The organism is Streptomyces sp. NPDC001135 (assembly GCF_053598395.1).
The window spans coordinates 27,506-39,854 of record NZ_JBSFKD010000019.1; the positions used below are offsets into that span (position 1 = coordinate 27,506).

The window sequence follows — 12,349 nt, forward strand, 5'->3', positions numbered from 1 at the left end:
AGGCGTCAGGCGTCAGGCGTCAGGCGTCAGGCGTCAGGCGTCAGGCGTCAGGCGTCAGGCGTCAGGCGTCAGGCGTCAGGCGTCAGGCGTCAGGCGTCAGGCGACGAAGGTACGCGGAGCCTCCGAACCCTGTGTGCCCCCGTTCTCCACCAGTCGAGCCGCGGCGGCCAGCCGAACCGCCGCCTCCTCCGCCACCGCTCCCCCGACGGTGAACGGAAGCCGCACGTAGCCCTCGAAGGCGCCGTCCACGCCGAAGCGAGGGCCGGAAGGGACGCGGACCCCGGTCCGCTCCCCCGCTTCGGCGAGCCGGGAGCCGGACAGGCCGCCGGCGCGGACCCAGAGGGTCAGACCGCCCTTGGGCACGTTGAACTCCCACTCCGGCAGTTCCCGGCGCAGCGCCGTCACCAGCGCGTCCCGGTTCTCCCGGGCCTGGGCCCGGCGCAGCTCCACCGCCTGCTCCCAACCCCCCGTACTGAACAGCCAGTTGACGGCGAGCTGTTCGAGCACAGGGGTGCCCAGGTCGGCGTAGGCCCGTGCGGCGACCAGGCTGCGGATGACGTCCGGAGCCGCCCGCACCCAGCCGATGCGCATCCCCGCCCAGAAGGCCTTGCTGGCCGAGCCGACGGTGATGACGGTCGAACCGGCCGGGTCGAAGGCGCAGATCCGGCGCGGCATCCCGCCGCCCGCGAACTCCTCGTCCAGCCACAGCTCGGTCATCGTCTCGTCGGCGACGAGCACCGTACCGGCCGAACGTGCCGCGTCCACCAGACGGCGGCGCTGGTCCTCGTCGGCGAGCGCCCCCGTGGGGTTGTGGAAGTCGGCGACGACATAGGCGAGCCGGGGCGCCGCCTCGCGCAGGACCTGGCGCCAGCGGTCCATGTCCCAGCCGGACAGCCCCTCGGCCATCGAGACGGGGACGAGACGGGCACCGGCCTCACGCATCAACTGGAGGATGTTGGCGTAGGACGGGGACTCGACCGCGATGCGTTCACCGCGGCCCGCGAAGAGGTGGCAGATCGCGTCGATGGCGCCCATCGCACCGGTCGTCACCATGATCTGCTCGGGCATGGTGGGGATCCCGCACGCGGTGTACCGCTCGGCGATCATCGCGCGCAGCGCGGGCAGTCCGGCCGGGTAGTCGCCGTGCGTGTGGGCGTACGGCGGCAGTTCCTCCAGGGCGCCCTGCACGGCGCGGGTGAGCCACGGTTCCGGCGCCGGGAGCGAGGCACAGCCGAGGTCGATCACCGAGCCCAGGGCCTCGGGGGGCAGGGGTTCCAGGCCGCGGGCGGGCAGCGGGTTGCCCGCCGGTACGGCCGTCCAGCTGCCGGCGCCCCGCCGGGACTCCAGGAAGCCCTCGGTGCGCAGCGCCTCGTAGGCGGCGGCGACGGTCGTACGGCTCACGGACAGGGCGAGGGCGAGCTCCCGTTCCGCGGGGAGGCGGGCGGCCACGGGGACACGCCCTTCGAGCACCAGGAGCCGGATGCCGTCGGCGAGGGCACGGTAGGCGGGCGGACGGCGGGTGCCGGGGCCCGCCGGACGCTCCTGCTGGGAGTTGAGAAGCCGGGCGAGCTGCGCGGCCCCCATGGCAGAGGTCCACTGCGCCATGAAGATCAGTCCACCTTCCCCGAATTGGCCATGGATGGGGATTCTTCCCAAGCCACAGAGTGACATGCGTCAGGCCACCGCCACCACCCAGGGGGTATCCCATGTCCACTCGGCGCCGTCTCGGACGACGGTTGATCCAGCTGTACGCCGGGCTCGCGCTCTATGGCGCGAGTGCCGCGCTGCTCCTCCGGGCGGGCCTGGGCATGGAACCCTGGGGCGTACTGCACCAGGGGCTCGCGAAGCTGACCGGGCTGACCATCGGGGTGGTGTCGATCGTCGTGGGGGCGGCGGTGCTGCTGCTGTGGATCCCGCTGCGGCAGCGCCCGGGGCTCGGTACCGTCTCGAACGTCTTCGCCGTCGGCCTCGCGATGGACGGCACGCTCGCACTGGTCCCGGACGCGCACTCCCTGGTCATACGCGTGCCGCTCCTGGCGGCGGGGATCCTGCTGAACGGCGTGGCGACCGGCCTGTACATCTCGGCGCGCTTCGGCCCCGGTCCGCGCGACGGGCTGATGACGGGTCTGCACCGGCGCTCCGGGCGCTCGATCCGGCTGATCCGGACGGGGATCGAGGTGGCGGTCGTGGTCACCGGGTTCCTGCTGGGCGGCACCGTCGGGGCCGGCACCGTGCTGTACGCCGTGTCCATCGGACCGCTGGCGCAGCTGTTCCTGCGGGTGTTCGCCGTCCCGGCGGCATCGGGCGGCAGCGCGGTGGTTGCCGCCGCGACACCGAGGCAGGTCATACTGCGACCGTGACCCTCACGACACCGCCGATACGCCACCCCTACCTGGACCACCCGGGTCCGATCCCCTTCGCCCACCGGGGCGGGGCCGCCGACGGGCTGGAGAACACCGTGGCGCAGTTCCGGCGCGCGGTGGAGCTGGGCTACCGCTATGTCGAGACCGATGTGCACGCCACGGCCGACGGCCGGCTCGTCGCCTTCCACGACTCGACGCTGGACCGGGTGACCGACGGTGCGGGACGCATCGCCGACCTGCCGTGGGAGGACGTACGGCAGGCGCGCGTGGGCGGACGGGAACCGGTGCCGCTGTTCGAGGAGTTGCTGGAGACCTTCCCCGAGGTCCGCTGGAACGTCGACGTCAAGGCGGAGCCCGCGCTGCGCCCCCTGCTGGAGCTGATCGAGCGCACGGACGCCTGGGAGCGGGTCTGTGTGGGCTCGTTCTCCGAGGCCCGGGTGCTGCGCGCCCAGCGGCTGGCCGGGCCACGGCTGGCCACCTCGTTCGGCACGCGCGGGGTGCTGAGTCTGCGGCTGCGCTCATGGGGCCTGCCGGCCGCCGTGCGCCGGTCCGCCGTCGCCGCGCAGGTGCCCGAGGCCCAGTCGGGCGTCCCGGTGGTCGACCACCGTTTCGTCCGCGCCGCCCACGCGCGCGGGCTGCAGGTGCACGTGTGGACGGTCAACGAACCGGAGCGCATGCACCGGCTCCTGGACCTGGGTGTCGATGGCATCATGACCGATCACATCGACACGTTGCGCAAGGTCATGGAGGACCGCGGCGTCTGGGTCTGACGACCCGGCCGCCGGGACCTGAGCCTTCGCAGTTCAAGCGGGGAAGCGAGGGCACGGGTGGAAATCGACACCGTGCGGACGCAGACGGCGGACGACTCCGCCGGGCTGCGGCGCGAGCAGCGCGGCTGGTACTTCTACGACTGGGCCTGCTCGGTCTATTCGACCAGCGTGGTGACGGTCTTCCTCGGGCCCTACCTCACCGCGGTCGCCGAGCGGGCCGCGGACGCCGACGGCTATGTGCATCCGCTGGGCGTCCCCGTCCGGGCGGGCTCCTTCTTCGCCTACACGGTGTCCCTGTCGGTGATCCTCGCCGTCGTGGTGATGCCCCTCGTGGGCAGCGCGGCCGACCGCACCGGCCGCAAGAAGCCGCTGCTCGCGGCGGCGGCGTACACCGGGGCCGCCGCGACCACGGGCATGTTCTTCCTGGACGGCGACCGGTACCTGCTCGGCGGGGTGCTGCTGGTGGTGGCCAACGCGGCGCAGTCCGTCGGGATGATGCTCTACAACTCCTATCTGCCGCAGATCGCCCCGCCCGCGGAGCGCGACGCGGTCTCCTCGCGCGGCTGGGCCTTCGGGTACGCGGCGGGCTCCACGGTCCTCGTCGCCAACCTCGTCCTGTACTCGGCGCACGACTCCTTCGGCCTGACCGAGACGGCCGCGGTCCGCGTGTGCCTGGCCTCGGCGGGCCTGTGGTGGGGCGCCTTCACGCTCATACCGCTGCGCAGCCTGCGCGACCGGCAGCACGCGCGCGTGGAGCGCGCTACCGCGACCGGGCTCAGGCAGCTCGCGGCGACGGTCCGGGACATGCGCCGGCACCCGCTGACGCTCGCCTTCCTGCTGGCGTACCTCGTCTACAACGACGGCATCCAGACGGTGATCTCCCAGGCCTCCGTCTACGGGTCGCAGGAACTGGGGCTGGGCCAGTCGACCCTCATCGTCGCCGTGCTGCTGGTGCAGGTGCTGGCCGTGGCCGGCGCGCTGGGGATGGGGCGGCTGGCGCGGACGTACGGCGCCCAGCGGACGATCCTCGGCTCGCTGGTGGCCTGGACGGTCACGCTGGCGGCCGGTTACTTCCTGCCCGCGAAGGCCCCGGTGTTCTTCTTCGTGCTGGCCGCCGGGATCGGACTGGTCCTCGGCGGCAGCCAGGCCCTGTCCCGGTCGCTGTTCTCGCATCTCGTGCCGCCCGGCAAGGAGGCCGAGTACTTCTCGGCGTACGAGGTGAGCGACCGCGGGATGAGCTGGCTCGGGCCGCTGCTGTTCGGCCTGACCTACCAGCTGACCGGAAGCTATCGGTCCGCGATCGTCTCGCTGGTGGCCTTCTTCGTCATCGGATTCGCCCTTCTGGCGCGCGTGCCGGTGCGCCGGGCCATCGGCGAGGCGGGCAATCCGGTTCCGGAGAAGATTTAGCCTCGATTTAGCGCTCAACACAAAAGGGCGGTAGTGTACGCCTTTGGCCTGCCAGGCGTACCGTTACTGCGCGTCAAAGATGCCGAAACGCTGGGTGACATCTGCTTGCAGATGTGACAAACCGGGCGCTGGTGGGTACAACAAGGGGCGGCTACGACGGCGACGCATGACCCGGAACGGGACACGGAACGGGAATCTTTACCGCCGACCGGACGTTGACCGGATGACGACGACAGCGACACCTGTCCTGTGGGCGACAAGCCCGGGAGGCACGATTCATGAGTGAGCGAGCTCTTCGCGGTACGCGCCTCGTGGTGACCAGCTACGAGACGGACCGCGGTATCGACCTGGCCCCGCGCCAGGCCGTGGAGTACGCATGTGAGAAGGGGCACCGCTTCGAGATGCCCTTCTCGGTCGAGGCGGAGATCCCGCCGGAGTGGGAGTGCAAGGTCTGCGGGGCCCAGGCACTCCTCGTCGACGGCGACGGCCCTGAGGAGAAGAAGGCCAAGCCCGCGCGTACCCACTGGGACATGCTGATGGAGCGGCGCACCCGTGAGGAACTCGAAGAGGTCCTTGAGGAGCGCCTGGCGGTTCTGCGCTCGGGGGCGATGAACATCGCGGTTCACCCCCGCGACAGCCGTAAGTCGGCCTAGTCCCTCCGGGCTGGGCGGAGACACAGCACACGCGAAAACCGCGGGCGCCGTACGCATCGTACGGCGCCCGCGGTTTTCGTCTGTCCGCCGGCCGGCTCAGCGCGACAGCGGCGGCCACTGCTGCTGCCCCGGCTCGGGCCGGTCCTCCCTGATGACCTCGCCCTGCACCACCTTGCCGTCGGGGCGGTGGATGCGGGCCTGCTGGAAGGCGTCGCCGAACCCGCCCGGGGCGGCCGTGCGCAGCCTCTTGTCCAGAGCCTTCTCGGCGTACCGGCTCACGGCCTTCTGCACCGGCGGGAGCAGCAGGAGCAGGCCGGCCGCATCGGAGATCAGGCCGGGGATCATCAGCAGCAGACCGCCGAGCATCATCAGGCCGTTGCCACCGCCGCGCTCCGGCGAACCACCGCGCTGCAGAGCCTCGTTGAGACTCTGGAACGCGCGGCGGCCCGCCCGCTTGATGACCACGGAACCGGCCACGAAGCCCGCGACGAGCAGCAGGAACACGGCAAGCCCGTTGGCCGCGCCCGCGACCACGGTCAGCAGCCAGATCTCCAGCACCAGCCAGGCGGCGACCCCGAGCGGCAGATACCTGCGCAGCCGGGAGGTCCGGGGCCGGGTGGTGGTGTACGGAGAGGTCGGAGCGCCAGTCGTCATGCTCCCAGTGTGCCTGGCGGCGCCTCAGCGCGGGATAAGGGGATGATCGACCGGAGCCGGCGCAGGAGCCGGAGCCGGAGCCGGAGCCGGAGCCGGAGCCGGAGCCGGAGCCGGAGCCGGAGCCGGAGCCGACGGGAGGCTACGAGGTCCGCTTGTTCTTGCCGGTGAGCTTGGCGAACCGTTCCGACGCACCCCAGGCGGTGACCCGCCACAGCGCCTCGATCAGGATGTCCTTGCTCATCTTGGAGTCGCCGAGTTCACGCTCGACGAAGGTGATCGGGACCTCGACCACGTGGTAGCCGGCCTTGACCGCGCGGCGGGCCAGGTCGACCTGGAAGCAGTAGCCCTGCGAGGCGACCTCCTCCAGGCCCAGCCCCTCAAGGGTCTCGCGGCGGAACGCGCGGTAGCCGCCGGTGATGTCGCGCAGCGGCAGATCGAGGGCGAGCCGGGAGTAGAGGCTGCCGCCACGGGAGATGAACTCGCGGGACTTGGGCCAGTTCACCACCCGGCCGCCGGGCACCCAGCGGGAGCCGAGCACCAGGTCGGCGCCCTTGAGGGCGGTGAGCAGCCGGGGCAGCTCCTCCGGCTGGTGGGAGCCGTCGGCGTCCATCTCGACCAGCACGCCGTAGCCGTGCTCCATGCCCCAGCGGAAGCCCGCGAGGTAGGCGGCGCCGAGGCCCTCCTTGCCCTTGCGGTGCATCACCTGGACGTTGCCGTCCTCGGCGGCCAGTTCGTCGGCGAGCTTGCCGGTGCCGTCGGGGCTGTTGTCGTCCGCGATCAGTACGTGCGCCTCGGGGACGGCCTTGCGTACCCGGCCGACGATGGTCTTGATGTTCTCCGCCTCGTTGTAGGTCGGAATGATCACCAAGGCCGTGCCGAGCGGACCGAACTGCCTCCCCTGGGCCTTGGCCGCGAGGGTCCCGTCGCCGTCGTTCACTGCTGCCCCTTCTGGTTGTACGCAAGGATCCACCATAGTGGTCGCCGGCTGGTAAGACGTGCCGACTTGTACGTACGGCAGTGTCGATTCCACAAGAGTGGGGTAAGAATGCTCCTTTGGGCGCCTTCGAGCCACCCTGCCGGTGACTTCTGGCCACGGCGGATGGGGGCCCGGCGCCCTTCGGGCCGACCTGGGACCCGCTGGCTGCGGATCGACCGAAAGCCGTTGTCTACTGAGCGCACGGGCCCCACCCGGGTCACACCTTGCCGGGCCGGAACGTTCCCTCGGCGGCGCGGGCGCTGAGCCTGGCTCCCAGCGACGATGCCCGGTACGGCACACCGTCCCTGACCCAGCGGCGCTGCTACGAGTTTCGTGAACGCCCCCGGCCGGGCGTCCGGTGGTGGACTCGGACGAACCTACCGGCCCTCGGCCGTCGACTGTCAACAGCCGTCTGACCTGCGACGACACTCCGGATGGGCCGACCGCCGCAGAGGATGCGCAGGTCGGGCGGCGGGGCGGCGGCGGCGCCGCTGCGCCGCGCCACCCCCGTAGATCACTCGCCCGGCCGTACGAACACCGTCCGTCCGCCCACCACGGTGCGCACACAGACCGGCAGGTCACGGCCCGGGGTGAGGTCGGGCAGGCCGGGCGTGCCGGAGCGGGGGTCGGTCGACCAGCGGGCCACACGGTCGTCGGGGGCCTGGACGATCAGTTCGTCGGTGCGCCAGACCGCGTAGTCGCCGGGCGCGCCCGGTACCAGGACGCCCGCGTCGTCCCGGCCCACGGCCCGCCAGCCGCCGCGCGTGTGCGCGGTGAACGCGGCCCGGACGGAGACCCGGTGCTCGGGCGTGTGGTGGAACGCGGCGGCGCGGACGGCGCCCCACGGGTCGAGCGGGGTGACCGGGCTGTCCGAGCCGAAGGCGAGGGGGACACCGGCCCGCAGCAGGGCCGCGAAGGGGTTGAGGGTGCGGGCCCGTCCGGCGCCGAGGCGGCGCGCGTACATGCCGTCCTCGCCACCCCACAGCGCGTCGAAGGCCGGCTGGACCGAGGCGATCAGGCCCAGCTCGGCGAAGCCGGCGACGGTCGCCGGGGTGAGCATCTCGGCGTGCTCGACGCGATGGCGGGCGGCGCGGATCCGGGCGAGGCCGAGGTTCTCCGCGGCGGCGCGCACACCCTCCACCACGGCGCTCACGGCGGCGTCGCCGATGGCGTGGAAGCCGGCCTGCAGGCCCGCCTCGGTGCAGGCGGTGACATGGGCCGCGACGGCCTCGGCGTCCAGGTAGGCGGTCCCGGCGTGGTCGGCGTCGGCGTACGGCTCGTGCAGACAGGCGGTGTGCGAGCCGAGGGCGCCGTCGGCGAACAGGTCGCCCGCGGCGCCGACGGCGCCCAGGTCACGGACCCGCTCGACGTTCTGCTCCGCCCAGTAGCCGACGACACGGGGACCGGGCACCTCGGCGGCGAGCTTCAGCAGGCCGGTGAAGTCGTCCTCGGAGGAGATCTGCGGACCGCCGCACTCGTGCACGGAGCCGATGCCGAGGGAGGCCGCGTGGGCGAGGGCGGTGCGCTGGGCCTCGGCGCGCTGCGCCGGGGTGATCGCGGCGAGCGCGGCCTCGCGTACGACGTGATGGGCGTCCCGGGTGAGCGGGGCGTCCTCGCGGGGGACGTCGCCGGTGATCAGATCCAGCAGGGCGGTGCTGACGACCGCCGAGTGCACGTCGATGCGGGACAGGTAGAGCGGACGGCCGCCGGTCGCCTCGTCGAGTTCGGCGCGCGTGGGCGGGCGGCCACCGGGCCAGCGGGCGGCGTCCCAGCCGTGCCCCAGCAGGACGCGGTCGTCCGGGCGGGCGGCGGCGAAGTCGCGGACCAGGGCGAGGGCGGCCTCCAGGGAGGGCGTGTCGGACAGGTCGAGTCCGGTCAGGGCGAGGCCCGTGGCGGTGGTGTGCACATGGGCGTCGGTGAAGGCGGGGGTGACGAGGGCACCGTCGAGGTCGATCACCTCGTCCACGCCGTCGGCGAAGGCGTCGGCGGCGCCCTCGGAGCCGACCCAGGCGACGTGGCCCCGTTCCACCACCATCGCAGTGGCGAAGGGGTCGGCGGGGCTGTGCACCTCTCCTCGGCGCAGGAGGACGGTCTTGGGGGGCTCGGCGACGCGCTCACTCATAGCGGACAGTTTCTCCTGTCGCCGGGGGGAGGTCGCACCTGGGCGTGTCGAAATCGCGCCGCACGTCCCCGCGGAACGACTGCCCGCGGCGGTGGCCTGCCGGCCACCGTCTCAGATTCTTGGTGGCCGGGCCTCGTACGGCGTGGACAGCACGACCGTCGTACGGGTCGAGACGCCCGCCAGGGACCGCAGGCGGGCCAGCAGTTCCTCCAGTTCGTGCGGAGTCGCCACCCGGACCTTGAGGATGTAGTTCTCGTCGCCGGCGACGCTGTGGCAGGCCTCGATCTCGGGGACGCCGGCGAGGCGGTCCGCGATGTCGTCGGGGGCGCTGGGGTCGAACGGTTTCACGGAGATGAACGCGGTGAGCGGCAGCCCGACGGCCTCGGGGTCGACCACCGCGGCATAGCCGCGGATGACGCCACGCTGTTCCAGCCGGCGCACCCGCTGGTGCACGGCCGACGTGGACAGGCCCGTGGCCTTGCCCAGGTCTGTGTAGCTCATCCGCCCGTCCTTGACGAGCAGCTGCACGATCTGTCGGTCCAGCTCCTCCATGGCGCCAAAACCTACAGTGCGCTTGATCTCCGCACCTGCACGCGGCATGTGACGAACGCCACACACCCCGAACGGGCTCCGTGATGGTCTCGTGATTACCGCCGAGGGTGGACGGGAAGTGCTTGCTGTGGTCGAGGCCGCAGCGCCTTCACGGCCCAGCCTTAGGGGGAGAATCCCATGCAGAGTGTCCATCGCCCTGGTCGATCCGCGTCCAAGCGGCAGCAGCCGGTCGTCGAGCCCGACCCGGAGGGCGTCGAACCCGACGTCTTCGACGACGAACCGGACGCCTACGACACCTTCGAGATGTACCGGGTGATCTGCCCGGACTGCGCCCAGCCGATCGCACTGCTGGCGGACGAGCAGGTCCTGCCGGAGCACGCGCTGTGCGCCTCGCCGTGGAACCCGTTCGGCCTCACGGTCTGTGCGGGTACGGGCCGCAAGGCGGCCGAGGCCCGCCCCGCGGACGAGTCCGTCGAGCCGCAGGAGCAGGACACCGCCCTGCTGCTGACGCTCCCCCGGGGTCTGAACTGGCGGACGCAGCCGTTCTCGCACGTCGGCGGCCCGGGCTCGCGCCCGATGCGCATGCCGGCGATGCGCCGCCAGGCCGCCTGAGCCCGCCTCACCGCATCCAGTAGGTGCCCTGCACCATGGCGCGCAGGCTGTCGTGGTGCAGGATCAGCGTGTCCGGGTCCGCCGGTAGGGCGACCTCCCCGAAGTGCGCCTGACGGTAGGCGATGCGCAGCATGACGATCGCGTGCCGCAGCGCGGCGTAGAGGGTGTGGAAGTCCATGTCCTGCGGGGTGTGCCCGGTCAGGCGTGCGTAACGGGCCTCGACGCGGTCGCGGCGCAGGAGGTCCGGCAGTCCGCGCTGCCCGGAGGCGACCGAGAGGTCGTGGAAGAAGCGGTGCAGATAGACGGTCCAGCCGAGGTCGACCTCGCGCGGGGCGAGCGCCGCCATCTCCCAGTCCAGGACGGCGACGGGGTCGAAGCCGTCGTAGACGATGTTCCCGATGCGGGCGTCGCCCCAGGTGAGGACGGGTTCGCCGGGTTCGCGCGGCCACAGTTCCTCCAGCCGGTCGAAGGCGGACTCGATGAGGGGCGAGCGGGGCCGGCCGTCGATCACCCAGGAGTAGTAGGCGCGTTGGGCCGTCACGTGCCGGCGCAGCGCGTCTCCCGCACCGGGCGCAGCGAGGAACTGGGCCTCGGTGAGGGGGACCTGGTCGTGCAGGCGGGCCAGCAGACCGACGGTCGCGGCCTCCAGGTGCTGGCGTTCGGCGTCGCTCGCCCGCTGCAGCCAACTGCCCTCGTAGGTGTACGGCATGACGTCCGGGGGCACGCGTCCGGCGACCCGCTCCATGACGAAGAACGGCGCCCCGAGCGGAGCCGGGTCCTCCTCCAGCCACAGCACACGGGGTACGGGCACGTCCGTGTGCCGGGCCACCAGGCGCAGGGTGCGGTACTGGCGGGCCATGTCGTACTCGGGGAAGACGGTGTACGCGCGCGGGTCCGCCGCCAGCCTCAGCACGCAGGCGGAGCAGGGCACTTCGGGGTGCTCGACGGCGAACAGCAGGGTCTCGCTCGACATGCCGTTGGAGGCCGGGACGGTGACGCCGGTGGCCCTGGCACCGGGCAGCCGGGTGCCGAGCCAGGCGGTGAGGCGCCGGGCGAGGTCCTCGGGGTCGCGGGTCGTGGTGCGCGGACGCGGTGCCGTGGCCATGGCGGGTTCCTCCCTCAGGGCGCGACCGAGTCGAAGCCGGTGAAGCCGCTCGGGTCGTGCCGGCCGAACGAGCCGTGCTCGAAGATGCCGTACCCGGTGTGTCCGTCGAGCCGGAAGCGTGCGGAGTGGTCGGTGACGCCGTAGGCGGCCAGGGGGTGGGGCAGGGTCATGTCGTACGTACGGCGGTCGGTCCAGCCGGGGCCCCGCCAGGTCCCGTGCTGCCAGTCGTCCGCCGGTGGATAGCCCGCGCCGAGCGCGAGCGGCGAGGAGACCAGGATCTCGGCGTCCAGCCTCTGCGGTCCCCGGGCGTCGCCGAGGTGGACGACCGCCCGTCGCGGATGGCGGGTGCCGGGGCGGTAGGTGATCTCGGCCCGGGGCCAGCCCAGTTGACGGTCGCGGCGGCCGGGCCGGACGAGGGTGGCGTCGTTCAGGCAGCGGTAGCCGTCGGCGTCCTCCTGGGTGATGACCATCAGGAAGCGGTCCTCGAAGCGGACCGGGCACCAGATCCAGTGGAAACCCTCGGTGGGGTGGTCCGCGGCGAGCCGCCCGCCGTCCTCGCCGGGTACCGGCCGCACCCCCCAGCTGCGGTCCCGGGTGCCGGTCCAGTCGTCGGCGGTGACCTGGAACTCCTGTGCGCCGGCGCGGATCACGCCCCGCGCGGTCCCCGCCTGGACGAAGCGGCGGCCCTCCAGGGTGAGCCGGTCACCCCGGCGCTGGAGGTGGTGCGGCTCCCAGAGGGCCGGGAAGGCGGCCGTCCAGGTGAGGTCGTACGACAGCTGCTCGTCCTCGCAGATCAGGCGCAGTTCCTCCAACGGGCGCGGGACCTCGATGCGCAGCGGACCGACGGCGAGCCGCATCCGGTCCTCCCCCAGGGCGTCGGAGGCGCGGACGGCGTGCAGGGTGTCCCCGGTGCGCAGGGTGGCGTAGGCGTCGGTCACGCCCAGGTTGGGGTAGACGCCGAGGCCGAGGATGAGCAGGGCGCGCCCGGCGTGGTCGAAGACGTGGAAGATGCAGCGGTCGTAGGCGTTGCGGTCGCCGGTCGCCACGTGCCTCATGGACAACGGCACCTGGTGCACGGGGTATTCGTCGAGCGGTACGGGACGGTCGTCGGCCACGGGCACCCCCTGAACGATGG

12 protein-coding genes are annotated in these 12,349 nt (G+C 72.4%); 5 read left to right on the top strand and 7 right to left on the bottom strand.

Annotated features, from left to right (window positions below):
- Positions 1–96: 96 nt before the first annotated feature.
- A complete protein-coding gene (locus tag ACWC94_RS22890) occupies positions 97–1,605 on the bottom strand; it encodes an SCO1417 family MocR-like transcription factor (RefSeq protein ID WP_450798750.1) in 1,509 nt (502 codons plus the stop codon).
- Positions 1,606–1,706: 101 nt separating this feature from the next.
- Here ACWC94_RS22890 and yczE point away from each other — a divergent pair, with 101 nt between their 5' ends.
- From yczE to ACWC94_RS22910, 4 genes are all read left to right on the top strand, one after another.
- Entirely contained in the window at positions 1,707–2,360 is a 654-nt protein-coding gene (yczE, locus tag ACWC94_RS22895) for a membrane protein YczE (RefSeq protein WP_450798751.1), read from the top strand.
- The gene (locus ACWC94_RS22900; protein WP_450798752.1) at positions 2,357–3,133 is read left to right on the top strand and encodes a glycerophosphodiester phosphodiesterase; all 777 of its coding nucleotides are present in this window, start codon (positions 2,357–2,359) and stop codon (positions 3,131–3,133) included. Before yczE ends, ACWC94_RS22900 begins: the two co-directional genes overlap by 4 nt.
- Positions 3,134–3,190: 57 nt before the next feature.
- Positions 3,191–4,540 (top strand): MFS transporter, encoded by a 1,350-nt coding sequence (locus ACWC94_RS22905; RefSeq protein WP_450798753.1) that lies wholly within the window; start codon positions 3,191–3,193, stop codon positions 4,538–4,540.
- A 278-nt stretch (positions 4,541–4,818) separates the two neighbouring features.
- Positions 4,819–5,193, top strand: coding sequence for an RNA polymerase-binding protein RbpA (locus ACWC94_RS22910; protein ID WP_003977404.1), 375 nt, complete (start codon positions 4,819–4,821; stop codon positions 5,191–5,193).
- 96 nt (positions 5,194–5,289) lie between these two features.
- On the opposite strand, the gene fxsA is transcribed toward ACWC94_RS22910, so the two are convergent.
- From fxsA to ACWC94_RS22930, 4 genes are all read right to left on the bottom strand, one after another.
- Positions 5,290–5,847, bottom strand: a complete 558-nt coding sequence (fxsA, locus tag ACWC94_RS22915; protein ID WP_450798754.1) for an FxsA family membrane protein — start codon at positions 5,845–5,847, stop codon at positions 5,290–5,292.
- A 139-nt stretch (positions 5,848–5,986) separates the two neighbouring features.
- Positions 5,987–6,784, bottom strand: a complete 798-nt coding sequence (locus ACWC94_RS22920) for a polyprenol monophosphomannose synthase (RefSeq protein ID WP_450798755.1) — start codon at positions 6,782–6,784, stop codon at positions 5,987–5,989.
- Between the two features lie 553 nt (positions 6,785–7,337).
- Positions 7,338–8,945 (bottom strand): amidohydrolase, encoded by a 1,608-nt coding sequence (locus ACWC94_RS22925; RefSeq protein ID WP_450798756.1) that lies wholly within the window; start codon positions 8,943–8,945, stop codon positions 7,338–7,340.
- A 111-nt stretch (positions 8,946–9,056) separates the two neighbouring features.
- Positions 9,057–9,497, bottom strand: coding sequence for an Lrp/AsnC family transcriptional regulator (locus ACWC94_RS22930; RefSeq protein ID WP_018548954.1), 441 nt, complete (start codon positions 9,495–9,497; stop codon positions 9,057–9,059).
- Between the two features lie 177 nt (positions 9,498–9,674).
- Here ACWC94_RS22930 and ACWC94_RS22935 point away from each other — a divergent pair, with 177 nt between their 5' ends.
- Positions 9,675–10,109, top strand: coding sequence for a hypothetical protein (locus tag ACWC94_RS22935; protein ID WP_450798757.1), 435 nt, complete (start codon positions 9,675–9,677; stop codon positions 10,107–10,109).
- 7 nt (positions 10,110–10,116) lie between these two features.
- Here ACWC94_RS22935 and ACWC94_RS22940 read toward each other — a convergent pair whose 3' ends face one another.
- Together ACWC94_RS22940 and ACWC94_RS22945 are read right to left on the bottom strand one after the other, a co-directional pair.
- Positions 10,117–11,214 carry a phosphotransferase family protein gene (locus tag ACWC94_RS22940; RefSeq protein WP_450798758.1) on the bottom strand — a complete coding sequence of 366 codons (1,098 nt, stop codon included), beginning with the start codon at positions 11,212–11,214 and terminating at the stop codon, positions 10,117–10,119.
- 14 nt (positions 11,215–11,228) lie between these two features.
- Positions 11,229–12,329 (bottom strand): hypothetical protein, encoded by a 1,101-nt coding sequence (locus ACWC94_RS22945; RefSeq protein ID WP_450798759.1) that lies wholly within the window; start codon positions 12,327–12,329, stop codon positions 11,229–11,231.
- Between the last annotated feature and the right edge of the window lie 20 nt (positions 12,330–12,349).